This is a genomic window from Paenibacillus sp. WG02 (genome assembly GCF_055396115.1).
Map to the genome: position 1 here is coordinate 3,721,130 of NZ_AP036016.1, position 23,911 is coordinate 3,745,040.

The following is a 23,911-nucleotide window of genomic DNA, read 5'->3' on the forward strand; positions in this document are numbered from 1 at the left end:
AATCAAGTTTTTACTAAATGACTTAAATTTATGAACAGCCGTCCTGACTGTGCTGATCTATTTCGATTTGTGATAAAATAACAGAAGTATGCCGTGATTAGCACACGATTTGGAAGGGAAGGGAATACGAATGAAACCAAGCGCGGGTAAACCGTTTGAATTATGTATAGCGACTGATCGTGTTGTGAGAGGGGACTTTTATGAAGTGGCATCACAGCCGGCCAGAGGGACTTTAATTATTTGTCACGGGTACAAAGGCTTCAAAGATTGGGGGATGTTCCCGCATGCGGCTCAGGCGTTAGCCGAAGAGATCGATGTGATTTCAATCAATTTTTCGCACAATGGTGTGGGCGCTGACTTACTTGAGTTTACGGAACTTGAGAAGTTCGCTCGAGAAACCTATTCCAAAGATTTAGAAGATTTGCATGCGGTTGTGAATCATATTCGTAATCGTGAAAGCTCAGCCACCCCGAAACCCATACTTCTTTTAGGTCATAGCAGGGGGGCGGGTGTGTGCTTGATCTATGCGCTTGATTATCCTGAACACATTGCCGGTGTAATTAGCTGGAACGGAATTGCGAATGTCGATTTATTTACGGAGGAAAATAAAGCGCAGATGCGGGCAGCAGGGCGAACGTACACGATGAACGGGCGCACCAAACAAAATATGCCGCTGGACCTCGAAATCTTAGAAGATATGGAGCATAATCGCGAGCGCTTCGATATTGTGGGTAGGATTAGCACTGCTAAATTCCCAATCGCCCTTATTCAAGGAACGGAAGATGGAGAGAGAGGAATCCGAGGTTCACAGAGGCTTGTTGAGCAAAATGCCGCCATTGCATGGATTAGAATTCCTGAGGGCAACCATACCTTTGGGTCGGTACACCCGTATCAAGGGGAGACGAAGCCGTTGAAGGAAGCAATTCTTGCAACCAAACGAACGATACAAGGGATGTTAGCCTAAACGATGTTAACGATTAGACAACTTAGTGCAGTAATCACGATAACGATTGTAGGGCTTGCAGCCGCTTATTTTCTACATATTCCTTTAGTGATTGGATTTTCGTTAGGGCTTTTGACATTGGTTGCCCTCATTTGGCGAGCGGGAACTACATTGAAGGACATCTTGAAAAGCATGTGGGAAGGTGTTAAACACACCAAAGAGGTCATTTGGATTCTTGCCCTAGTTGGCGTAGTTATTCCTACATGGACTATGAGCGGTACGATTCCGTTTATGATTGATTTGGGCCTTAGTGTAGTTGATCCCAGTTTTTTTCTAACCTTTTCATTTGTTCTTTCTGTTTGCATCTCCATGGTGCTGGGCACATCTACAGGAACGCTTAGTTCCGTAGGAATCCCATTAATTGGGCTGGGGCTGCTGCTGCAAATCCCGCTTCCTATGGTTGCTGGTGCACTTGTGTCGGGTGCTTTTGTAGGTGATCGGACTTCACCATTTTCCAGTGCAAACAGACTTGTGGCTTCTTCAGCAGGCGTTTCCATGAAGGTTCTTTTTAAAGCGTTACTACCCACAACTATTGGTGCGCTAGGTGTCTCGCTGGGGTTTTTCCTCGTATGCGATTTGAGTGGAGAATGGCATCGGAGTGACATCACCTTACACAATCAGCAGTTTGCTTCGGGATTTAGATACAGCTTGTGGCTTTTGCTGCCAGTGCTTGTCCTATTGGTTTCGATCCTTCTAAGGTTCAAAACAAGAAATGGCTTCCTCTTGTCGATTGCTTGTGCCATCCTTATTGGCATGGGCTTGCAACAAATAACTTGGCATGAATGGCTGCATGATATGTGGTTTGGCTACCATTCCAGCATGTTTAGTTCTTTGCAAACCAAAGGGCTTTCCAACATGATCGAACTGATTGCCCTTATCGCACTCGCGGGAGCTTATAGTGGCATTTTAGAGCAGTATCGTGTCCTAGAGACTTATATGCAAAAGCTGCTAGGAGAGACGTCCGCTTCACTCCTTTCGGCGACTGTACGAACAGCACTGTTTGGCCTAGGCCTTGGCCTTGTTTCGTGTACGCAAACATTGCCAATTATGATGACGGGGCGGAGTTTGAAGCCTTTTTGGGAAGAGCGATTTCCTCGCAGTCAACTGGCCCGAGTTGTGGCTGATTCAAGCCTTATTCTAGCTGCGATGATTCCGTGGAACATGCTTGCCATCGTCTGTGGAACAATTGTAGGCGTACCCGTGCTCGCGTATGTTGGCTATGCGCCGTTTCTTTGGGCTTTGCCTGTATGTACCTTACTGTGGTCCTTTTGGTGGAGAGACCGTGGAAGTTTAAGTAGTAGTAGAGGAGTGGGATACGATGCCTAATACCTATTTTATTTCGGACCATCATTTTGGTCATTCATCCATTATTGATTTCGAAGCTCGGCCTTTCGCCGATGCAGACGAAATGACCGCGACGATGATTGCCAAATGGAACGCTGTTGTTAGCAAAGAAGACAAAGTATTTCATCTAGGGGATTTTTCCTTCTTGAACAAAGAGCGAACCAAAGCCATTGTTTCGGAGTTAAATGGTTATAAAATCCTCATCTTAGGCAATCATGATCGAGGAAGGTCGAGAACCTGGTGGCTTGAGGTCGGTTTTGACGAAGTGATTGAGTACCCGATCATTTATAAGAATTTCTTTTTCCTATCCCATGAACCGATGTATATGAACAAACAAATGCCCTACCTCAACGTACACGGCCACATTCACAGCCAGAAATACGAGGGACGCCATTACTTTAATGTGAGTGTGGAGCATTGGGATTATACGCCAGTTTCTTTTGAACAGATACGAGATTCCGTTGTAGTGAGTGAGGAGCAGTCGTGAGGGGGCTGTCCAATAAGACGTTCTTCTTTAGGCTCCCTCTTGTTTTCATTGTTGCACTATATGGAAAAGAGCAGTTTTCCAGTTAGATGACCGTTTAGAGCAATTAACGCCAAATGAACTGGAGGAATTCCTGTTAGATTTCGCTCCGTATCGAAACAAAATAGAGGCTGCTCGCTAGGTTTTTAACCTTTTGAGTCAGCCTCTTACTTCTAGTGTCCCGCTAATTTGTTAATGGTCTCTATTTTCTTATCATGACTTAGCCTAACAAACACAGTAGATATTTCACTTTTTGGGTTATCTACACGAATATCTCGATTGTTGAAATGCACATGATCAATTCCTAAGCTGTGGAACATAAATTTATGTTCCTCCGTATCCAAACCTTCGAATGAGAAGTCTCCCATGAGTCTGAAAATGTCTTCATTATCTTTCATAAGAACATCGATATGGTTAGTGGTTACGTGAATATTCAGCAGCAAGGTATTGGAAAATTCGATTAGAAAGGTTCCTTTACGAATTCCTTTTTCTAGTCTATGCCACTTTCCAGTAATAGCCTCAACCAGCGTACTTCCATCAGAGTACTCGTTCATTTTGCCACCTCTCTACTTGCATATTAAACTCGTTTTTTATTTCTTACTTTTTCAACAAACCAAATCGTTGCAACCCCAAATGAAAACAGAAAGATAACCACAAGGATAAGTAACCCCAGAATAGGAATATTTACAGATGAGGTTAGAATAAATGCTCCTATTGTGGCTTTAATCCAGTCCGCTTTCCCCGAAGTTCCTTGGACTCGTTCTGCAATGAGATAACTAATGGTGGTCATTCCAAAAGCAAATGCAACAAAAATAATGAGACCTATAAGAAGTATGAAAGGTATTCCTACTACGGTAAGTAGCAAAAGCAAACTTACAGCGATAAGAATCATTCCGCTAAAAAAACCTGTATAGATCAGCTTGCCCATGGATTCAAACCTATGTTTCTCAATGAAAGAAGTGGTTCGTTGCTTACCAAATAAGATCATTAGCAGGGGGATAAGAATCATAATTAAACTTCCAGCTAATTGAATGACCCATATTCCAAGCAAGAGTCCTCCACCAATGAGAAGACTATTTTGAGTAGCATCATCCAAGGAAATACTTATGACGTCGCCATGAATCACCGACCCAGCGTCTTGTTGGACTTTCCCCCCAATGACGAATACAAAGCCTTTAACCTGTGATGTGGACCCAAGGTGGACGTCACCATTTACAATTACAACAGAGTTAGCAACTGATCCTAAGACGAGAGCATCTCCGCCTATAACAATAACATCATCAACCGTTTGATTCGCAGGGATCGTTGTCGTTTGATGCTCAAAAATACTTTTCGCCATAACAGAAGAAGGAAGCAGCACGAATGCGAACAAAACCAAAAGGGCTGCATATATTTTTTTTTTCAAATAAATTATCCCCTTCCGTTCATGTTAGTCTGGAGCAATCGACGTAGATAAAAACTTGAGAAAATAAGCATGAAGATTGAAAAGATGATCGATGCACCAAATAAAGAGGGAACTGACGTTAGGACACTTGGTATGACAAAGACGAGAACAGCTATAAACTTAAACAAAATGGATATTAATGTAACAAATACAGGCCCAGATAAAATTAAAACAATAAGAACAGTAAGAATTCCTAATACTGGTAAAGTAACCCACGCTTTATTAATAGGCTTAGCAGCTGGATATAAATTTATTTCATTTATGATTCTTTGTTCTAGGTCCTCTGGTGCCTCAAAATCCTGAAAAGCAGAAGAAACTTGGAACTTCATGTGAAGAAGATCTTCATAAAGCGTCTGGCATTGTTCACAACAGGCTAGATGTTCTTCAATGATGCGATTTTCATCGGCATTCAGTTCGTTATCGATATACGCTGACAATAAATCATCCGGATGGTTAATCATAGCTCATCCCCCTTTGTCATTTCAATTCGCAGTGCCATACGAGCGGCATGCATGCGAGATTTCACGGTACCTACGGGTACATCTGCTATCACTGCAATTTCCTCATACTTGTATCCATGAATGTCATGCAGCATAATAACCTCTCGGTGTTCTGGAGTCAGATGATTCAATGCCTCTTCAATCGTCAGTCTGAGGTGTGTTGGTTCATAACTTACATTTAATTCTTCATTTTCTGTTGAAAGTGGTTGTTCTCTAGCGCGTTTTTTTAGTCTATCCTTACAAAGATTCGAAACAATGCGAATCATCCAGGCAGAAAAGGCGTACTCCGTTTCAAGTTGATTCATCGAATAGTAGGCTTTGATGAAAGCTTCCTGAGCGATATCTTCTGCTTCCATCTGATCCCCTAACATACCTAAAGCATACCGATAAACATGACCTTTATACCTCTTTATTAATGCAGTGAAAGCTTCCTTTTCTCCTCGTTTGGCTTGGTAAATTAGTCGGTAAAGTTCTTCATCCACACAGTATCAACCCCCTTACATCCAAACGATACAGCAACTACGAAGTTATAAATCCATCCTTACGGAGCATACGAAGGATCTCTAATAAGATCACATTTAAGCTAATCCAAGCACCTCCAAATGCATAACCAGCGATGACATCACTTGGGTATTGAACATCAAAGAAAATGCGACTGAGCCCTACTAGCAAACATAGGAGGATCACAAACAATGTTGCTGAAATACGAAACTTCAACCTTACTTGATGCCGAACCAGTAGATAGGCAGCAAAGCCGCAGACGGTTATTGAAATTAATGTCTGCTCACTTGGAAATGTAGAGGGGAATGGATAGTTAGTAGAAGAGGGACCAATGCGATGAAACAATGCCCGCAATCCCTCATCCAGAGCCTCTCCTCCCACAATAACCATTGTAAAAGACAGCAATTCAAGCATACGATCTTTGCTTTTTATTAAAATCCAAAGAGAGGTAACTACGATTAAAGGGACAAATAAGTAATAGGAGCCCAATAGAGCAAAATGGTTCATCCAAACGGTCCATTCTGGATCAAAAACCTCATGAATGATATAACTCGTGACTTCATCAAATAAAGCAAATTCATTGGCTAAGAAATCTTGGATTAGTCCAATCATTAAGGTTATGAATGCAGCGAAAATCGCAAAGGCAGCAAGCACAATAAACTTAATCTTACCCATAGAATGAAAGTTATGGATTCCTTTTTCCAGACTATTCGTAAGCATTTCCCTAATTCGAAGCTTATTTTTTCGATATAAATATACCATAATGAAAATGAAAGCCGCGATAATCCCAGCGTAAATCAGATATCGATTAATCGTATGATGATATTGCTCCCATTTTGGGCCTAATACTTTCCCAAGGGAAATAAAAACACTCACCCAAATGAATGCTCCTGTATAAGCATACCATGCATACTTACGAAAACTAATACGTGTCACGCCCGAGAAGTACCCGGTAAAATGCCGAACCCCAGGAATAAAATAGGCGATAATCAACACTTTATTTCCATACTTTTGAAACCAATATGAAATTTTATCCAATTTTTCGGGACCTAGATGAACATGTTTACCATATTTTTCAAAGAACGGAGTACCTAGTCGAAAACCAATCCAGTACGAAAGGGTCACACCGGTTGATACACCGGCACCTGCTGTTAATATACAAAGGAACCAATTTAACTTTCCTTGAAAAATCAGTAGCCCTGCATAGCTCATCAAGACTTCCCCAGGAAACGGTAACGCAAGCATCTCAAGTAAAAGGGCAAAGAAGAGAACCCAGTAGCCATAATGTTCTAACCAGCTTGTTAAAAACCCCAAATAAATCTTCCTCCTTTCTTAGTATTCTGATCGTTCAATGGGAAAAATAACCCTTTATCCAACTTAAGGGTTATTTTTAATTATTCTTTTAGTTCGTTTTTGTCTTTTTCTTACCTTGCATCCATTCATAAATAATTGGAATAACCATGAAACTATTTAGCGTTGAAGTGATCATCCCGCCAATGACAACAATGCCGAGTGTTTGTGAGATAACAGTATCAGCACTCTGTGATAGCGCCAATGGCACAAGTGTAAGTACTGTTGTACCTGCAGTCATGAAAATGGGGCGGACCCTAGATAAACTGCCATGGAGTACCGCATCTCTCAATTCAATGCCAAATCTACGATTCCGTTCAATCTTATCAATCATGACGATTCCATTCGTTACTACGATTCCTATTAGCATCAAAAGACCGATTAGTGCAGCGAGGTTCCACTCACCGTGAATGAGATAAAGAGAAATTACGACGCCGCTTAAGGCAAGAGGAATGCTTAATAGAACCGCAAACGGTGCTTTCCACCCTTTGAAGACAAAACTAGTGATAAGCAGAACAAGTAAAATGGATACAGCAACTGCAATGGAAATTTCAACAATCATTTGCTTTACTTGCTCAGAAATGCCGCCAAGTGAATAGGTGACTCCATTTGGCAATTGAATGCTTTTTAACGTGTTATCGACATCATTTGAGACTCTGCTAACATCTTTCGAGATGATCTGAGTAATCACAACGGCAAGAGGTTCTCCATCACGTTCTTGAATAGAAGACGCAGCATTATTTTCATGAATACTTGCTAGTTGATCCAATCTTATTTGTTGACCATCTTTTGTAGAAAAAGACTCCGCTGCTAGGGAAGCTATTACATCCTTAGACTCGCTTATTTTTGAAGTATTTGCATCCTTCGTTTTAATCGGATCGATGTAGACATCGACACCCGTACTTCCGCTAGCAGTAGGAATGTCAAAATCTTTAGCTCTCGTCATATAGAGGGCCAAAGTCTTATTAATATCATCTAGTTTGACGCCTGTTTGTTCGATTTTATCCCGATTTAATGTTACTGCAAATTTAGGAATTCCACCGGTTAGATCTGTTTTCCCATTCACGCTCAGACCAGTTACATTAGCAAGCTTAGTACGAACTAACTGCGCAGCGGTTTCGAGTGTTTGTTGATCGGCTCCGCTAAGCATTATTTTCATTTGAGAATCGTCACCGGCAATGTTTTGGTTTGTGACCGTAAATGCGGCTTTGCTGGATATAGCCTCTAGTTCTTTCTGCTCAGCTTGGATAAAAGCATCCAATTGATTCTTATCTTTTAGTACTACAGATAAGTTACCCACATTCGGCAGCTGTATAAAACCACCACCTGCATCAAAAACATCGTCAGCTTGCGGAGTAAAATTGGAACCGAATGTAGCAGAAAATGAGGCCACATTTGAATGATTTCGAAGTACGTCCTCCACTTTCTTCACTTCTGAATCTACCTCCGAAAGAGAACTACCCTTAGGCAGTTCGATCTTAATGGCTACTTGGCCTGATTTAGCGCTGGGTAACAAATTAATCGGAAGCTGCGTGGCAAAAAATGCCGCGGCTACAAATAAAACAAGGGAAGCAGTGATAACCGTTTTCTTTCGTTTCAACGCCAAAAGTAATACGGGTTTCATTACGGGCTCAAGAGTTACGGCTTTCGTATTTAGTCCTTTCCAGCCTAGAAATGCAAGAGATGGTATCACTAACATGGCTACTAGGAAGGATACTACAAGTGCAATGACAACTGACCATGCGAATCCTGAATAAGAAGCACCAATAATGCCGCCTACTAAGGCTATCGGAACATAGACAGCAATTGTTGTTGCTGTAGAAGCAAAAATCGCTGGCAACATCTCGTTCACTGCCGCAACAAGCGTTCCTATGACAGGTTTATCTTTATTATCTTGAACTTTACGATACATGTTGTCTAAAATAACAATGGCATCATCGACGATTCTTCCCATAGCAACGATAAGCCCTGATATCGTTAAAATATTAAGCGTTACTCCCATAGATTTCAAAATGGCTGTTGTTGCTAATAGAGAGATAGGTAAGGATATCGCAATTAAAAGGGTAGATCGAATATTTCGGAAGAAGAATAACACGCACAGCATGGAGAACAAGCAGCCCCATAGCCCTTCATGAACTAATCCTTTCAAAGAGGAATTGAGATCATGTTCTCTGTCTACTAACAAATTTAGCGCGACATCTCCGTTTTTAACGGATGTAATCTGCGAAGCGCGATCTCTAACTTTTTGTGCAACATCGGTGATGCTGGCAGACGGCGTTTTTAAAACATCGAGTAACACGCTTGCTTTTCCATCCGTTCGAGAAATGGTTTTCACATCGGTTAAGGAATGGGAAATATCTGCTACTGCCGATAGGGCAACGGATTTTCCTTGTTTATTTTTGATCTGAATACTCCCTATTTCTTGATCACTGAGATTCCAACTTTCAATAACAACAGGGATAGATGCTCTTACATTGGCAATGTTACCTTTAGACCAGTTCGGTAGTGAAGTTGTAATGGATTGGTTGAAGTCATCCATGGTCATTCCACTGCTCATTAAGTCTTTCATTCGGACTGTGATGACATATCCATTATTAGCTCCGCCGACTGTTCTTACATCAGCTACACCAGGTACTGATTTTAAATGATTGACAATATCCGTTTGAATCTTAGATCGAAGCGTGAGGTCATCAACTTGTGCGCTTTTGGAGATCAAACTGTAGCTTAGTATTGGAAACGAACTTGTCGTAACACGAGTAACTGCAGGCTTGGCCACACCGCTAGGTAGATCCACATTGTTTAATGCTTGCTTAATTTCATTTTCTGCTTTACTCATATCAAAACTCATGGGGAAATAGAGGTTCATGAGTAAACCTCCATCATATGAGGTGGTTTCTACATTCGTTAATCCATCTGATGTACGAATCGCATCTTCAAGCTTTGAGGTAATATCCTTCTTCATTTGTTCCGCTTGATATGCTGGTGCGCGCAGAGAAACCATGAGTGTTGTGTTGTTGATTCCCGGTAAGTAATCACGCTGCATTTGAAAAGCGGAGGCGGCCCCCCAAGCTATAATGAGCACGATACAAATAATGATGATCGTGGCACGCTGCATGGCAGCTTCAATCAGTTTCTTCATTTTGAAACTCCTTTCAAATTTGCCTTATAACTTGAAGGACTTCGTTTTTGCCCAGATTGTTCATCTTGGCTTTTGGTTTTTTTATCCTGTTGGTTTTTGGGATGTATGTATCGTGGAAAATCAAAGAATCCCGTCCTATGGAGGACGGGATTCAGTAATCATATTAATTTTAGAAAAAGAGCCTTCAAATCTCAACCCTTATTTCTTTTTCACTTCTTCTACAAACACGTCACTTGCGTCACGGTTACTTCCAAGCTCTAGGATCGTATATTTCTTTTCACCAATCATGATGACATCTTCAACTTCTGGAAGCGGATCCCCTAGATACACAGTTCCCAAATATACATTACTGCTCTTCAAACGTAAATTCCATCGATGCTGTTGTTTCGTCATTTCCTTGTTCCTCCCAAGATCTACTTTCATCAAGTTACCATAAATTAAGCCAAGATGAAAGCCCCACTATCAAACAAGCTCATAAGTATGGTACAGTAGTGTCAAGATTGAGCGGGAAGGTTGACCATTACATGACTGCACAAGGTGTCTCAAAGGAAGAACTTTCCATCCTGCTCCCCAGGAATGACGAGTTATTTCACGGTTCACAGGCGAACATATCTTACATTCCCAGGTCCAAAAAGAAACGAGGAACGCTTCCATTTTTCCAAAAGCTGTTCCGTTATTGGCGTAAATAAGTATGAGAACCATCTGTTGACAATCACTTAAATCCTTGGTATATTACTAATTGTCCTCAAAAAACGACTTGTTAGCTCAGCTGGGAGAGCACTATCTTGACAGGGTAGGGGTCAGTGGTTCGAGCCCACTACAGGTCATACCGAGGAAGTCCTTACATGGTAAGGGCTTTTTCTTTTTTCTCATATTTCTTGTGCTTTGAAACGCTATTCTAATCGGATGATTCCGATAGATGGCGTTTTTTTATGGTTCTCAATGCAAATAAAAAAGAGGCTGCACTTTGCAGCCCCCGTGTATGTATTATCGAATGTTGTATAGGGAAGCAAGGCAATCAACGAACATTTTGTTATATTCCTCGCGGGTATAGTCTTTATTGCAGGCAATGTCTCTGCCTAGGAATTGAAACCAGGTGATTTCGGTGGGGATTTTTTTGTAGACAAACTTTTCGTTTTGGATGAGGAACGTATCATTCTCGAAATACGGTACATTGTCAAATTGGAGAGCTTTTTCGCCTTTTTGTTCACTAACTAATGTGGCCAAAAGAATGAGCATGCGGTAGGGATCACGGAATATTTCATATTGTTCAGTCAAGGTAAACACTCCTTTATCGGATAATGGACAACGTAATCATACTAGAACTATTTTAAGAATAGAATACTTCCCTGGAAACTGGTGAGGAAATTGAAGAAATACATGATCATTTCGAAGGAAAAAAAGAAAAGACTGATTTTCACTCTAAGGAGGATCGAGTGAATCAGTCTTTTTTTGCTTGCTCCTACATCAAAGGATTAGCGTTTGAAGCTGGATAGTTGTTGCTCAGCTATTTGCACTAATCGCTTCGTGATGTTGCCACCAATTGCACCAGCATCACGTGTTGCCAAATTACCGTTGTAACCAGTAGGGGAGAGAGGGACACCAATTTCCTGAGCGACTTCATACTTCAGTTGATCCAATGCTGCCTTTGCTTGTTGTACGACTAAAGTGTTGTTTCTAGCCATTCATAATCATCTCCTTTTTTTTGGTACACCAGTATTATTTGAATGTTCAGATTATTTATTCACGAAATTTTAAAAAATTTACAAGTTTTTTTATCGTCTTCCAAATATCAATAAACCCCCAACCAGTAGGCTGGGGGGATTATATAATTAGAATGATTATTCCTCTTCGGATTCCGTGCTTTCTTCCGCAGCAGCAGCTTCTGCAACTTCTTCAGACACCTCTTCGCTCACCACTTCTTCGGTGGACTCTTCGGCGATTTCTTCTTCATTTTGGGATACAACTTCTTCTTCTTGGCTCATTTGTTGTCACCTCCTCCGATACGTATAGTATCATCTTAGCTGCTTCTAGCAGGCTAAACAAGTAGGGCAATAGGGAAAATGATAGATTTAATGTAACCTTTATCTGTTTGTCATTCCTTGTGGAATTTGAATAGCAACTTAAGTCGTATTCTGCTAGAAAATGCTTTGTTTTCGCCTGATTGCACGATTAAGCATGTTTTATTTTTTCTATGAATATACATGAGGCGAAGCAGCAAAAGTTCAAGATTTGCTAAGCTGAGCTTATGCTTACGAAGTTAGTTTTCTTACGAAAACTCTTAGGAGGAATCCGAATGAATCGGTCGGATGTTATTTTGGAGTTACAACTTGTACCGGAGCTGCTTAAACAAGCAGAAGCCATCTATGTGGATGCGGTATCGGAATTGGCATGGGCGAAGCATCAGTTTCTAGCCAAAGAATGTGAAGTTATTGGGGATGGTATGGTTACAGGGAAAAACGAGCTTCAACGACAAGCGGAAATGTGGCCTTACACCAAAGATTTACAGCAGCAAGTTTTGCGGATGGAAGACGCCGTCGAGCATACGAAGGTTGAGTTCCATTTCTACAAGAGGAAGCTAGAGAATCTACAAATCATCGCGAAACTCATGACGATTTTATAAGGAAATTTATGAAATGAATCAAGTCTGCAATCTAGAGATTGCAGGCTTTTTGCTATAGAACGCTAATGATGAAAAATTTGTTCTTTTAATGCGGTTACAGTGTAATGCAGTTGTGCATCCTAAGGGTAGATTATGTAAAAGCCAAGTATTCGGGAGGATATCACCAGTATGAAATCAATGAAGATCATCATGACTGCCAGTCTGGGATTGTTTGTACTTACCGCATGCCAAAGTGTGAAGAGCACGGTAACATCAGAAGCTGCCTCACCACCATCAGAGCTGCAATTCTCGCTCATCGGTTCGAGCGGCCAACCCATAGGGACTGCCCATTTAACATCTGTTCAGGATGGCGTTCAAATTGATCTGGAGGTTAGCGGGCTGACACCAGGCAAACATGGCTTGCACTTTCACGAAAAAGCAATCTGTGAAGCCCCTAATTTTGATTCGGCAGGAGCCCACTTCAATCCATTTAAGAAGGAACATGGCTTTCACAATCCTAAAGGCTTTCATGCAGGGGATCTCCCCAATTTGGTTGTGGATGCACAGGGGAATGGAAAGTTTAGTGCCGTTACAAAGTCTGCAGTGCTGCTTCTAGACAAGCCGAATTCATTGCTAAAACAAGGGGGGACTAGTCTGGTCATTCATGAGAAAGAAGATGATCTGAAGACAGATCCAACCGGTAATTCGGGTAAACGAATTGCATGTGGTGCTGTGAAATAAAGGAAGGAGCTGTCTGACAACATGATTAAGACACAGGATCTCAAGCTGCAAATGGATGAACTCACGAAACAAAATGATATGGTGCTCATCGAGCTAGAGCAAGTAAAGAAGATGTTGATTAACAGCTCTCAAAGCTCACAAGGAAACCAAGGGCAGCAACAGTTTAATAATAGTAGCAGTGACCAGCAAGCCTCTGACTCTAATCAACAAGCGCAGGGGCAAGCCCAAGATCAGAACCAGAACCAGAACCAGAATCAAAGTAAAAGGGCTGGTCAAGGAGACGCGAACGGTCAACAAGTAACAGACTTAGCCAATGATTTATTGAAAATTAAGGATCTCGTTGAAAAATTAGAACAAAAAACGTCTCAATATGTAAGCAGTCAGTCCAATGGTACGTTAACAGAGAAAGATGCGGTTAATCTAATACTTACCTTAATGAATGGTATGGTAGATTGGGCGAGCGAATTTGTTTCATCCAGAGCGGCGTCGAATGGACAAGTACAATAGTCGAATATGTCAATGAAAAGGCAAAAGAGCCGCAAGAAACAGCTCTTTTGTCTTTTTTGTCGAATGCTAACTTTATTCATTAAGTGAACTTAATAAAAGGTTTATTGATTTTTTAGGCGATTCGACAATATGTCCATATTTACAGATGGCAGGATGACCGATAAAGTAAAGTGTAGACAAAAAGAAAGAGTACAAACCATGGATGGGGTGTTGGAATCGTGAGAGAAATAGATATTAATCACGTCATGAGTCAACTTGGCATTCAGCCAATACAATGGCAAGAACTTCAAGATCAACAAAACAAAAAAAATCAACAAGATGAAGTTGAGCGTAATGGCACTGTCGACCCATCGCTTGAAACTTCCCCATTACTTAATGACCCCTACGCCATCAAGTTTCACTTGGATATTCACGTGAAACTCTAGCTCATGATAAAGGGATTGCCACGTTTTCCATTCTTCTTTTACTGTTCCAAAGTATTGCGCTCGATCATCCAACCCAAAGTCCAAAGGATCCACATTTGCTTTATTTTCATATCCACATAAGGCCGCTCATTAGCAGGTGTATGGACTCTATATTTGGATTTAATGCTATATAATGGTTACTTGCTGCTTCGATGATCGGAAGGATGGGATCCATTCCCCATTCTTTTTTTTTGAGGTAAAAATCGAATAAATTGATCTCTTCCCGAATCACAGTGGTATCACAAATATGATCCAAGGATATCCTTCCTTTCCAAGCAAAGTTTTCCTTTTAGTTTGTCTCTTTAAGTCGGGACCTATCCGTCTGCCTTCTTCCAATTTGGTTTAATCAGATGGAGAAGCGGGTATGCTTGGGAATAGAAATGGTTAAGAATGGATGTTTTTAGGGAGGGAAAGAATGACCTAATGAAGACACTTGCCATTATTCCGGCTTATAACGAAGAAAAAACGGTAGCAGGCGTGGTGGCTTCCATAAAACGAGAGCAGCCTGATATGGATATTGTCATCATCAATGATGGTTCCACGGATCGTACCTCAGCGGTTGCCCGCGCGTTACAGGATGCGGCGGTAGTCGATTTGCCAGTCAATCTTGGCATTGGGGGCGCAATGCAAACAGGATACATGTACGCACTAAGGAATGGCTATGATATCGCTATTCAGATCGACGCAGATGGTCAACATGATCCAAAAGCGTTGCGTCAAATCATGGAACCAATTTTAAATGGGCATGTGGATTGCTGCATCGGCTCTCGCTTTCTGGTGAAGACCGCGTATCGTTCAGCTTGGAATCGACGATTGGGCATTTTCTTTTTTACCTGGATGATTAGTTGGATGATTGGTAAGACCTTCACTGACCCTACATCGGGTTTTAGAGCTGTGAACCGTTCTATCATTGAGCTATTTGCCAGGTATTACCCGGAGGATTATCCAGAAGTAGAAGCTATCGTTTTACTGGAGCGGCAGCATTTCAGACTGAAAGAAGTATCCGTCTTAATGCATGAGAGGAAAGCGGGACATTCGTCCATCACCCCTCTGAAATCGCTGTACTATATGGTTAAAGTATCTCTTGCTGTATGTATGACAAGAATTCGTAATGTGAGTTGATGATTCGTGAATGTGTATGTTTGGGCAATCTCTTTTTGTTTAGTGTTTATTTTCATTTCCGTAGAGCTTATTCGTAGGCAAAAACTACAGGAGCAGTACGCCATTCTCTGGCTAGTACTAGGATTTATCATGGCGTTGTTTAGTGTGTTTCCAAGCTTATTGGATCAGGTATCGCATAGAATGCATATCTACTACGCACCTTCTTTGCTTTTTCTGGTGGGATTGTTATTTTCCCTTGTGTTTATCATGCATTTAACGCTAGTTATCTCTAAACTTCATCGCAAATTAACCCGATTGATACAGGAAGTTGCACTGCTGCAGGAACAATTACGAGGGAAGGGATCAGAATGAAAGGGATGACAGCTCCGATTCTCATTGTATTCCTAAATGTATGTTTACTGGTTTGTGGTCAAATTATATGGAAAATTGCGCTCAATCGAACGCCATTAACAGGGATTCATAATTTAGGAACTGTACTGATGCAGCCTTATATTCTTGTGGGATGCTTACTGTATGGCATTGCTACTGTGATATGGTTCTATGCTCTTAGCCGATTTGATCTAAGTCGTGTTTATCCGCTCCAATCAATTGCGTATGTACTGGGCGCGTTGTTCGGTTGGTTGGTATTAAAGGAGACGTTCACATCATCGCAGTGGATAGGGCTGCTCTTCTTAGTTGGAGGCGCCTTCCTGTTAGCTAGATAGGTTAGTCAAATAAGGAGAGTATGGACTTATGAAACGCGGAGTTTGGCTTGGTTTGCTGCTGCTGATGGCTGCTGCTTTGTATATACGCTTACATTATGTGCTTGAAGCTGAATACCCACCGCTAGAGTGGGATCAATTAGAGTACACGAAGACTGCCATTCAATTGCTTGAAAAAGGCATATTCGCCTATCGTGATACTGTGCCTAATTCACTCGTGACACCCGGATTTCCGCTGCTCTTAGCGGCAGTATTTAGCCTTACAGGTTATGAACAACTGGAGCCGGCATTAATGATCGTTCGTATCCTAAACTGCTTCATTTCACTAGGCGCGATTCTATTCTTATTTCTGATTGGAAAAAGGCTGTTTGACCCCATAACAGGACTAATCGCCAGCGCTTTTGCCGCGGTGTATCCTTCCTACGTATGGTCAACTTCACTTATCTTAACGGAGGTTCCTTTCTTGACTGTTTTTACGGCTCTGCTCTATATGCAGGTGCGTATCATTCAGGATAACAAATGGCGGGATCATCTATGGATGGGAGCTTTGCTTGGGCTTTGCGTCCTTATTCGTCCGAATGTACTTCCCTTAGCTGTGATTCCTTATATGTTTCTTTGGGTCAGAACGAAGAAAATAGACGCAGCCTATGGATTACTTGCAGCTGCGTCGTTTGCCTGTATGATGATGCCTTGGTGGATTCGGAATTGGATGACTTTTCATTCTTTTATTTTTATCGCCAAAGGAGAAGCGGGCAACCCGTTCCTTGGAGGAACGGACCCCTACTTCCGAGGAACAATCGATTGGGATCATATCGATTCACATCATCAGTTCGCTGAAGGTCTGCGACGGATAAAAACAGGTTTGGCCCTGGAACCGTTGTTATGGATGAAATGGATGACAATCGGAAAATTACTTGTCTTTTTTAAAACGATGTGGGTGGGACCTTATCCATTTTCTGTCCCTGCTTGGTATGCGAATGCATTAACACAATTGCACACTTTCTTAATTGCTGCAGGCAGCTTAACGATGATCATTTTCAGCTTTCGCAAGCCCTCGATTCAATATTTAACCGTGGCATTTCTCATATTTTTAGGCGTCCATATGGTATTTATTCCGGTTGATCGCTATGTGTATGGTATGCTTCCCTTTCTGATGCTGGGCAGCGCCTATTTGATTACACAAGTCATCACCTTACTTCATAGCGCTTGGACTACCTCTCTCCTGCAGCGGAGGGGGATTTAAACTCGAGCTGCTTCGCGCAGTATTCGATAATCTCGCTTCGACGAACGATCCCGATGAATTTATCGGAATCATCTACAATCGGAACGAAGTTTTGTACTTTGGCCAAATCGATAAGATCGACCATATCGGCATGAATATGAACCGGTTTATTTTGTACACGCAGAGGAACCTCGGCCAATATATGGCGGTGAGCATGTTCGAAGCCAATTCCGTCTGAATTTTTAAGAAACCACAAAAGATCGCCTTCGGTAACCGTACCAACATAAAGACCATCATCGGAAAGAATAGGCACAGCTGTATAACGGTGATATTCCATACGTTCTAATGTTTGACGAAGCGTTGCTTGCAATGTCGTTGTGATAACTTCGGATTTAGGCAAAAGGAAAAAAGCAATATTCATTTATTAACACTCCTTAGAGTTTTCCGTAGGAAAACTTTCTTCGTAAGCATAAGCTTGAGTTTTCCGTAGGAAAACTTTCTTCAACGTTTCTATTGTATCAAACTTTTCGAATAGAATCTAAACCTGTGATGGATGCTAGATGTGAGGTGAAAGTTATGAATCGAGCATTAACAACAGCAATGATTGGAATTGGTACTGCACAAGCAATGAAATTGCCGCTTTTCTATTTGAAAACTGGAAAGTGGGATCTGTCACAGCTGACACAAACAGGAGGGATGCCTAGCTCACACTCCTCGGGTGTATCTGCGCTTGCAACTTATATAGCAATGAAAAGAGGCATTTCTGCAATCGATTTTGCCGTGAGCTCGGTTTTCGGAGCGGTCGTCATGTATGATGCAATGGGGATCCGACGGGCAGCTGGAGAGATTGCGATTGAAGTGAATGATCTGGATGAGCAAGTTGAAAGGTTGGCTAAACAGCATCCAGGTTTGTACCATGAACGAAGACGTAAAGCCTTAAAGGAACGATTAGGTCATTTGCCGAGAGAAGTTGTGGGAGGACTCTTCTGGGTATTGCCATAGGTGCTTTTAGTTATATGCTGGAAAATAAGAAATAGGATCAACGGTACATGTGGACAACTTTTCTTGAATGGGATAAGATCAAGAAATGTTCTTAGAAAGGAAGAAGTTCACATGGAAATTATTCGAGTCACAACGAAAGATCAATTACAAGCTTGTTTTAGCGTGCGATTCAAAGTGTTCGTTGAAGAACAGCAAGTACCTGAGCACGAGGAAATTGATGAAAAAGATGAATCACCTGAAGCGTGCCATCATTTTCTTATGTTAGATGGAGATCAACCTGTGGCAGCTGCTCGTTGGTATGAATATCAACCTAAGACGGCTAAACTGCAGAGGGTAGCGGTTCTGAAAGAATATAGAGGTCGATCCCTAGGTAAACAAATGATTCTTGCGATGGAGCAGCAAGCCCGCGAAAAACATTGTACCTTTGCGATCCTCGACGCTCAATGTCAAGCGGAGGGCTTTTATAGCCAACTTGGCTATAAAGTCATCTCGGATGAACCTTTTTATGATGCTGGTATCCTCCATGTCAGAATGAAAAAACCGCTTTAAAGAAAAGCGGTTTTTTCATTCTGTGAATGTTCTTCAACTAATGGGAAGGTGATAATAAATCGAGTCCCTTTCCCTAGTTCGCTCTCAACTTCCAAGGTCCCGTTGTGATCTTGAACAATTTTGTAGCAAATGGATAAACCAAGTCCGGTACCGGTAGCTTTCGTCGTGAAGAAGGGATGGAAGATTTTCTCCAGCTGCTCACTTGGAATACCCGGGCCGTTATCTGCAATAATTAAAGTCGCGTTCTTCGGATCGCGGCTTAATTGCATGTGGATAGTGCCGTTTTCTACCATAGCTTCGCAAGCATTTTTAATAATATTAAGCAATAACTGTATCATTTTATCTTGGTCCATCCATACAAGGATCGGATCCATCCATTCTTGATAATGAATCTCGTGACCGAAACGAGTAGCTTCAGATTCCATTAAGGCAAGAACCTTGAGTACACACTCATGGAGAGAATCGACCTGGAAATCAATGCGATGGGGCTTTGAGAATTGGAGGAATTCTGCTGTTAAGTCACTCATCCGATCAATTTCATCCATGATCATCGCATACCAATTTTCAATATTGTAACCATTTGCTTTTGAGATTTGCAAAAATCCCTTTACCGTTGTCAACGGATTTCGAATTTCATGCGCCATCCCGGAAGCAAGCTCACCGACGACTCTCAGCTTTTCCGATCTCAGCATATGCTCTTCGCGCTTTAACCAGGATTCACGCTTCTTCATAAACAAGTTATGCTCTGCTAATAAAATGAGATCATCCTTCGTCAAACCCTCTAACGGATAATTAGCAATGCCATAGGTGATTTGAATGCCAGTTAATTTAGGAAGTTCGGAATCCAGCTTTAACTTGAAAGATGAGGTAGAATCTTGCTCTGGATTAATCGGCATAACGACAGCGAACTCATCACCACCGTATCTTGCAATAAAGAGGGCTTCTTTAAACAAGATTTGCAGGAGGTCAGCCATTTGCTTCAAAATAAAATTCCCCGCTTGAAACCCGCGAGTTGTATTCATTGCCTTCAGATCCGTACAATCAATAAGAATAAGGACTAAACTTTGCTTTTGCTGTATGTATTGTTCCAATCTGCGATGGGACTCTTCGTAATTATATAAGCCTGTTAGCGAATCCTTTTGCGCGTATGAATATCGTTCATTTCTTAAGGAATCAGCTTGTCTAATGGTAGAATAGGCTGCTCGTGTGAATAAGGCTACTGCGGTAAAATCAAGTATGCTGTTAAGCGCATAAATCCATAGCAAGCTCTTGCTGGAAAAACCAATAATGAGATAAACATTGCAAATATAGATCAGTGCATAAGACGCAGCTAACAACCAAGATTTTTTGCGGCTTTCTTCTTTATAAATATCGAAGGAAAGTGTTAGTATGTACAGAGGAAGACAAAAATTCGAATGACCGATGTAATGTAAAAATCCAATGAAAAGTAAACGAACCCAAGGGATTGCCGCATGCTGCATGGAAAACCTTAGACTGGCGATGTAAAGGACTAATCCAACAACAAGTAAAGGTATGTTAAGTGCAGTATGCAAAATAGTTGTGTATAGACAAAAAACAAGAGCATAGACATAAAAAATCCAATTGATAAACACTATATCATCTCCTGAATGTAACTAAACGCTGTCGCTTATCGTTGAATGACCCCCATGAGGTTCTCACACCTTGTGACATGTTCTCTGTCTATTCACTAAATCCTTCTAACAAAAGTAAACAAAATTGAAAAGTAACACGCTTTTTATCAAAAAAAAACCTGAAGGACATTACATCCCTAGGTTCTGATCGTAAAATAATTATTCTGGAATTTCAATCACTTCATGTTGATGGATGAAAGTCATACGGCCTGTTTTCCCTACAAAATTCATCATATCATCGTCATAATGCATCAAATAGATTCGCTCCTGTACATAGTCAGGCAAGCTAAGAAGTTCTTCCAATGTTGCATGAATAAAACCGTTCCCGCTAAGTTGACAATCGTGTAAAATGGTGTGACAGTTTCTTTTGGTAACAATTTCTTGAACGAGAAGTTCCTCATTAAATTGGGTGTCAGCACTATAGAACGTTCGGCCATTGATAAAAAGTGAGTAGTTAAGCTTATGTGGTATATGAAGAGTGGATATAAATTCAATGGTCAGCCCAGGTAGGATGTTAGTAGGAACATTTTCTTCGATATGGATGACTTCGAAATAATCCTCTAGTCTGCTGAAGCCTTCTGTGGGATTATACATACCGCCTTTTAGCGTGTTTTCCCAAAGGACTCCTGCTAGCGGTTCTGTTACGAAAAGCTTTGTTTTCTTATTCTTATATTGGTATAACAATCGAAAGGCAATTTCTTCTAATCCGCCTACATGATCGGCATGAATGTGTGAAATGAGGATACCATCAATTTGGTCAGGCTGTACACCGATGTCATGCAGCGATCTTGGCGTTGTTGCCCCGCAATCGATGAGGATGTTCATTTCATTAGAACGGATTAATGCGCTCGTATTGTAAAATGTTTTGGCAAACGCACTGCCGGTTCCCAACATTTGAATTTGCAAACTCATTCAGCAGCCTCCATTGTTCGACAAAAACCATCTTTTTCTAATGTAGCATGGGAGGTTGCGGAATTTCAACCATTAATTAAAAGGTGTTGATTCCTTCATGATTTGGATGATTATCAGTATTTTGTTCGTTCTAGTCTGTCTGGTTCTAATAGGTATATCGGTCTATGTAGGCTGGCAGCTCACACATCCGCAAAGAAAGCCTGTTGATGACTCGCCTGACAACTATGGGTTACATAGGGAGAATATTACATTCCCAAGCCGAACGAGAGATGTTTGTTTAGATGGATGGTTTTTGAAGTCTCCTTATGTTCCAACGGATACTAGTCCAATAACCGTTATTATGTGCCATGGGTATGCCGGGACACGTCTAGAAAAAGGGCTTCCGGCGTTGGCCTTGGCTAAATCTATTGTCGAAGCAGGATATCATGTACTTATGTTTGATTTTCGGAATTCAGGGAATTCAGAGGGGAAAATAACGACGGTTGGCTTTTTGGAACAGCAAGATGTACTCGGTGCTATCGACTGGGTTCAGGAGCACGTTCCCAGTGACATTTGCTTGATTGGCTTTTCAATGGGCGGCAGTACGTCCATCTTAGCAGCTGCCGAAGAAAGGGCTGTGCTAGGAGTCATAACAGATAGCGCTTTTAGTCAGCTTAGTCCTTACTTAAAGGACAATTTGCCTGTATGGTCTAATCTACCGCGTTTTCCTTTTACACCTCTAATTCTACTTATTTTACCTAGATTAATTGGTATCAACCCACATCGCGTTGATGCGCTTGCTGCGGTAGATCACATTTATCCTAGGCCGATTCTATTTATACATAGTCGCGATGATGAGGCTATTCCTTGGTCCAATAGTGAAGGAATGTGGAGCCGCCATCCGGATGCATTTGAACTTTGGATAACGCAAAAAGCGGGGCATGTCGGCTCCTATCAGATGCAACCGGAAGCCTATACACAACGTGTTCTAGCTTTTTTATCAAAATTAAAAAATCATCGCAACTCTTCTTAACCAATGGAGTATAAAGATGCAGACACAAAGATTACTAACAAGAGCTGGAGGTTACGCGAATGAAAGTTCAACGGATATTAGCGTTGATGCTGATGTTTTTTGTTCTAAGTACGGCTGCAGTGGTGGCTTCATCGATATGGGGGGACTTTAAAGGTAATAATATTGCCCGACTAATCGTTAATGATCAGACAGCGGAATTCGGGGATTCAGATGTTCCGCCACTTATTGTTGAAGGTAAAACTGTTCTGCCGCTGCGCGCAGTAAGTGATGCGCTGCAAGCATTGGTGAAATGGGATAACTCAAATAAGACTGCCTACTTATATAAACCAAATGTGCACATGTTTTTTACGACTGAGGTGCGTAAAGACTCCGCTATTGTTCCTTTTGGTGTTGTAGAGCGCGGCAAAGAAGCAGATTTCATCGTTTTTGCACAAGTCGATAATTTGAAGGCAAGCATTAATTCTGTAAGGGTTTCTGTGGTATCACCAAGCGGGAAGAGCGTTATTACACCGGTTGTGAAATCTATCTCAGAATCCAAAGAATCATTTTGGCTGAAGGTACCTTTGTATGGCGTTTCCTTTAATGAGGCGGGTACGTATGTCGTTAAATTTGCTATGAAGCAAGATGGTTCTAACGACTATTCAGTCGTCTCAGAGAAGCAGATTCAATCCGAGTAGGAAAAGCAAGCTCGAAAGTGGTTTGACCTCTTATTATGAAAATGTTAGGATAATTAAGTAACTAATTATTCGACGAAATGAGGTTCTGCCTGTGAGCGATGATAAGCATGATCATGTACACGGCCCGGACTGTGACCACGATCACGAGCAAGGGGAAGATGTTTTTATCGTAACGGACGAGAACGGTGAAGAGCATGAGATGGTGATGGTATACACCTTCCAATCTCAAGAGCAGGCTTATGCTGTTTTGCTCGATCGCAACGATCCTGAGGCTGACGGAGTTATTTTCCGTGTTGAAGAAGAGGATGACGATGCCTTCCTTGTCAACATTGAAGATGAAGAAGAGTGGGAACGTGTAGTGACTATTTACAATGAGATCGTAGCTCAAGAAGGCGAAGACTAAGAGCTATACATAAGAACCCCCTAGCAGAATAATCTGTTAGGGGGTTTCTGTTTGCAAACATTCATTTTCTAGGATTGAAATACATGATTCTGCCGTTGAATAGATGAAGTTCAGCTTTCAGCAGTTTACTAAGGTATTTGCAGAATTCATTGCCCTTGCTTTTGTCGCCATGCGTGGCGTCGTCGGGCAACACGACTTGCACATAATGCTGCTCCTTCTCCTGGTTGTGCTCATTCCCAACACCAATCACAATATATTTGTATAAAGGATTGATACCTTTCAGGTAGAACCATTTGCCTTCGCCTTCCGGCTTTGTCTCAATGGTATAAGGGAATCCGGCCTCGTCATACTCCCAGCCAAGCTGCTTGGCCGTCTGACTGAGTTGATCACGATAATGCAGCAGTCTTTCCTTTAGTTCATCCAAGGTGAGTGCAGCAACTGCGGATCCTGTTACGAATTTAATATAAGCGCTTTGAGCCATTCCTTGTTCACCTCATTCGCTAAACATCACCAACATCATAGCATCATGTAAACGGTTTTA

Annotated in this window: 31 protein-coding genes and 1 tRNA gene; 17 read left to right on the forward strand and 15 right to left on the reverse strand. The window is 41.6% G+C overall.

What is annotated here, in order from left to right:
- Positions 1-130 precede the first annotated feature (130 nt).
- Genes ACBP55_RS16455 through ACBP55_RS16465 form a run of 3 tightly spaced genes read left to right on the forward strand, consistent with a single transcriptional unit; the run spans position 131 to position 2,834 of the window.
- Complete coding sequence (locus ACBP55_RS16455; protein ID WP_464652819.1) at positions 131-964, forward strand: alpha/beta hydrolase family protein; 834 nt, start codon at positions 131-133, stop codon at positions 962-964.
- Between the two features lie 3 nt (positions 965-967).
- Positions 968-2,329 (forward strand): Na+/H+ antiporter NhaC family protein, encoded by a 1,362-nt coding sequence (locus ACBP55_RS16460; RefSeq protein WP_464652820.1) that lies wholly within the window; start codon positions 968-970, stop codon positions 2,327-2,329.
- Complete coding sequence (locus tag ACBP55_RS16465) at positions 2,322-2,834, forward strand: metallophosphoesterase (protein ID WP_464652821.1); 513 nt, start codon at positions 2,322-2,324, stop codon at positions 2,832-2,834. The genes ACBP55_RS16460 and ACBP55_RS16465 overlap by 8 nt, the downstream gene beginning before the upstream one ends.
- Positions 2,835-3,043: 209 nt before the next feature.
- Here ACBP55_RS16465 and ACBP55_RS16470 read toward each other — a convergent pair whose 3' ends face one another.
- The 7 genes from ACBP55_RS16470 to ACBP55_RS16500 all read right to left on the reverse strand — a co-directional run bounded on the left by ACBP55_RS16470 (position 3,044) and on the right by ACBP55_RS16500 (position 10,197).
- Positions 3,044-3,424 carry a hypothetical protein gene (locus ACBP55_RS16470; RefSeq protein WP_464652822.1) on the reverse strand — a complete coding sequence of 127 codons (381 nt, stop codon included), beginning with the start codon at positions 3,422-3,424 and terminating at the stop codon, positions 3,044-3,046.
- A 23-nt stretch (positions 3,425-3,447) separates the two neighbouring features.
- Positions 3,448-4,275, reverse strand: coding sequence for a hypothetical protein (locus tag ACBP55_RS16475; RefSeq protein WP_464652823.1), 828 nt, complete (start codon positions 4,273-4,275; stop codon positions 3,448-3,450).
- A gap of 5 nt (positions 4,276-4,280) precedes the next feature.
- The gene (locus tag ACBP55_RS16480) at positions 4,281-4,775 is read right to left on the reverse strand and encodes an anti-sigma factor family protein (protein ID WP_464652824.1); all 495 of its coding nucleotides are present in this window, start codon (positions 4,773-4,775) and stop codon (positions 4,281-4,283) included.
- The gene (locus ACBP55_RS16485) at positions 4,772-5,296 is read right to left on the reverse strand and encodes an RNA polymerase sigma factor (protein WP_464652825.1); all 525 of its coding nucleotides are present in this window, start codon (positions 5,294-5,296) and stop codon (positions 4,772-4,774) included. The genes ACBP55_RS16480 and ACBP55_RS16485 overlap by 4 nt, the downstream gene beginning before the upstream one ends.
- Positions 5,297-5,333: 37 nt before the next feature.
- Complete coding sequence (locus ACBP55_RS16490) at positions 5,334-6,629, reverse strand: bifunctional DedA family/phosphatase PAP2 family protein (protein ID WP_464652826.1); 1,296 nt, start codon at positions 6,627-6,629, stop codon at positions 5,334-5,336.
- An 88-nt stretch (positions 6,630-6,717) separates the two neighbouring features.
- Positions 6,718-9,804, reverse strand: coding sequence for an efflux RND transporter permease subunit (locus ACBP55_RS16495; RefSeq protein WP_464652827.1), 3,087 nt, complete (start codon positions 9,802-9,804; stop codon positions 6,718-6,720).
- A gap of 198 nt (positions 9,805-10,002) precedes the next feature.
- Positions 10,003-10,197 carry a hypothetical protein gene (locus tag ACBP55_RS16500; protein ID WP_029196081.1) on the reverse strand — a complete coding sequence of 65 codons (195 nt, stop codon included), beginning with the start codon at positions 10,195-10,197 and terminating at the stop codon, positions 10,003-10,005.
- A 361-nt stretch (positions 10,198-10,558) separates the two neighbouring features.
- Here ACBP55_RS16500 and ACBP55_RS16505 point away from each other — a divergent pair.
- Positions 10,559-10,631, forward strand: a tRNA-Val gene (locus ACBP55_RS16505).
- Between the two features lie 160 nt (positions 10,632-10,791).
- Here ACBP55_RS16505 and ACBP55_RS16510 read toward each other — a convergent pair.
- The 3 genes from ACBP55_RS16510 to ACBP55_RS16520 all read right to left on the reverse strand — a co-directional run bounded on the left by ACBP55_RS16510 (position 10,792) and on the right by ACBP55_RS16520 (position 11,789).
- Entirely contained in the window at positions 10,792-11,082 is a 291-nt protein-coding gene (locus ACBP55_RS16510; RefSeq protein WP_029196082.1) for a hypothetical protein, read from the reverse strand.
- A gap of 197 nt (positions 11,083-11,279) precedes the next feature.
- Complete coding sequence (locus ACBP55_RS16515; protein WP_029196083.1) at positions 11,280-11,489, reverse strand: alpha/beta-type small acid-soluble spore protein; 210 nt, start codon at positions 11,487-11,489, stop codon at positions 11,280-11,282.
- Positions 11,490-11,645: 156 nt separating this feature from the next.
- Positions 11,646-11,789, reverse strand: a complete 144-nt coding sequence (locus ACBP55_RS16520) for a hypothetical protein (protein ID WP_154669592.1) — start codon at positions 11,787-11,789, stop codon at positions 11,646-11,648.
- A gap of 311 nt (positions 11,790-12,100) precedes the next feature.
- Between ACBP55_RS16520 and ACBP55_RS16525 the strand changes: the two genes are divergently transcribed.
- From ACBP55_RS16525 to ACBP55_RS16540, 4 genes are all read left to right on the forward strand, one after another.
- Positions 12,101-12,427 carry a hypothetical protein gene (locus ACBP55_RS16525; protein ID WP_464652828.1) on the forward strand — a complete coding sequence of 109 codons (327 nt, stop codon included), beginning with the start codon at positions 12,101-12,103 and terminating at the stop codon, positions 12,425-12,427.
- A gap of 168 nt (positions 12,428-12,595) precedes the next feature.
- Positions 12,596-13,147, forward strand: coding sequence for a superoxide dismutase family protein (locus tag ACBP55_RS16530; protein ID WP_464652829.1), 552 nt, complete (start codon positions 12,596-12,598; stop codon positions 13,145-13,147).
- Positions 13,148-13,168: 21 nt separating this feature from the next.
- Positions 13,169-13,654: a hypothetical protein gene (locus ACBP55_RS16535; protein WP_464652830.1), complete on the forward strand. Its 486-nt coding sequence runs from the start codon at positions 13,169-13,171 to the stop codon at positions 13,652-13,654.
- A 218-nt stretch (positions 13,655-13,872) separates the two neighbouring features.
- Entirely contained in the window at positions 13,873-14,079 is a 207-nt protein-coding gene (locus tag ACBP55_RS16540) for a hypothetical protein (RefSeq protein ID WP_464653592.1), read from the forward strand.
- On the opposite strand, the gene ACBP55_RS16545 is transcribed toward ACBP55_RS16540, so the two are convergent.
- On the reverse strand, positions 14,023-14,172 hold the full coding sequence (locus tag ACBP55_RS16545; RefSeq protein ID WP_464652831.1) for a hypothetical protein: 150 nt from the start codon (positions 14,170-14,172) through the stop codon (positions 14,023-14,025). The genes ACBP55_RS16540 and ACBP55_RS16545 overlap by 57 nt on opposite strands.
- A gap of 369 nt (positions 14,173-14,541) precedes the next feature.
- Between ACBP55_RS16545 and ACBP55_RS16550 the strand changes: the two genes are divergently transcribed.
- Genes ACBP55_RS16550 through ACBP55_RS16565 form a run of 4 tightly spaced genes read left to right on the forward strand, consistent with a single transcriptional unit; the run spans position 14,542 to position 17,184 of the window.
- A complete protein-coding gene (locus ACBP55_RS16550) occupies positions 14,542-15,240 on the forward strand; it encodes a glycosyltransferase family 2 protein (RefSeq protein WP_464652832.1) in 699 nt (232 codons plus the stop codon).
- A gap of 6 nt (positions 15,241-15,246) precedes the next feature.
- Positions 15,247-15,591 (forward strand): DUF2304 domain-containing protein, encoded by a 345-nt coding sequence (locus ACBP55_RS16555; protein ID WP_047672465.1) that lies wholly within the window; start codon positions 15,247-15,249, stop codon positions 15,589-15,591.
- Positions 15,588-15,944: an EamA family transporter gene (locus ACBP55_RS16560; RefSeq protein ID WP_464652833.1), complete on the forward strand. Its 357-nt coding sequence runs from the start codon at positions 15,588-15,590 to the stop codon at positions 15,942-15,944. The genes ACBP55_RS16555 and ACBP55_RS16560 overlap by 4 nt, the downstream gene beginning before the upstream one ends.
- A gap of 28 nt (positions 15,945-15,972) precedes the next feature.
- Positions 15,973-17,184, forward strand: coding sequence for a glycosyltransferase family 39 protein (locus ACBP55_RS16565; protein ID WP_464652834.1), 1,212 nt, complete (start codon positions 15,973-15,975; stop codon positions 17,182-17,184).
- Here the strand turns inward: ACBP55_RS16565 and ACBP55_RS16570 are convergent.
- Positions 17,153-17,584 carry a CBS domain-containing protein gene (locus ACBP55_RS16570; RefSeq protein ID WP_464652835.1) on the reverse strand — a complete coding sequence of 144 codons (432 nt, stop codon included), beginning with the start codon at positions 17,582-17,584 and terminating at the stop codon, positions 17,153-17,155. The two genes, ACBP55_RS16565 and ACBP55_RS16570, sit on opposite strands and share 32 nt — an antisense overlap.
- 155 nt (positions 17,585-17,739) lie before the next feature.
- On the opposite strand from ACBP55_RS16570, the gene ACBP55_RS16575 reads away from it, so the two are divergent.
- Positions 17,740-18,165, forward strand: coding sequence for a divergent PAP2 family protein (locus ACBP55_RS16575; RefSeq protein ID WP_464652836.1), 426 nt, complete (start codon positions 17,740-17,742; stop codon positions 18,163-18,165).
- Between the two features lie 111 nt (positions 18,166-18,276).
- Entirely contained in the window at positions 18,277-18,714 is a 438-nt protein-coding gene (locus ACBP55_RS16580; protein ID WP_464652837.1) for a GNAT family N-acetyltransferase, read from the forward strand.
- Here ACBP55_RS16580 and ACBP55_RS16585 read toward each other — a convergent pair.
- On the reverse strand, positions 18,711-20,327 hold the full coding sequence (locus ACBP55_RS16585) for an ATP-binding protein (RefSeq protein WP_464652838.1): 1,617 nt from the start codon (positions 20,325-20,327) through the stop codon (positions 18,711-18,713). The genes ACBP55_RS16580 and ACBP55_RS16585 overlap by 4 nt on opposite strands.
- 198 nt (positions 20,328-20,525) lie before the next feature.
- Positions 20,526-21,278, reverse strand: a complete 753-nt coding sequence (locus tag ACBP55_RS16590; RefSeq protein WP_464652839.1) for an MBL fold metallo-hydrolase — start codon at positions 21,276-21,278, stop codon at positions 20,526-20,528.
- Positions 21,279-21,375: 97 nt separating this feature from the next.
- Here ACBP55_RS16590 and ACBP55_RS16595 point away from each other — a divergent pair, with 97 nt between their 5' ends.
- From ACBP55_RS16595 to ACBP55_RS16605, 3 genes are all read left to right on the forward strand, one after another.
- Positions 21,376-22,290, forward strand: coding sequence for an alpha/beta hydrolase (locus ACBP55_RS16595; RefSeq protein ID WP_464652840.1), 915 nt, complete (start codon positions 21,376-21,378; stop codon positions 22,288-22,290).
- 59 nt (positions 22,291-22,349) lie between these two features.
- A complete protein-coding gene (locus ACBP55_RS16600; RefSeq protein WP_029196097.1) occupies positions 22,350-22,967 on the forward strand; it encodes a copper amine oxidase N-terminal domain-containing protein in 618 nt (205 codons plus the stop codon).
- A gap of 91 nt (positions 22,968-23,058) precedes the next feature.
- On the forward strand, positions 23,059-23,370 hold the full coding sequence (locus tag ACBP55_RS16605; protein WP_029196098.1) for a DUF1292 domain-containing protein: 312 nt from the start codon (positions 23,059-23,061) through the stop codon (positions 23,368-23,370).
- A gap of 61 nt (positions 23,371-23,431) precedes the next feature.
- Here ACBP55_RS16605 and ACBP55_RS16610 read toward each other — a convergent pair whose 3' ends face one another.
- Positions 23,432-23,851, reverse strand: a complete 420-nt coding sequence (locus tag ACBP55_RS16610) for a DUF1885 family protein (protein ID WP_464652841.1) — start codon at positions 23,849-23,851, stop codon at positions 23,432-23,434.
- Positions 23,852-23,911 lie beyond the last annotated feature (60 nt).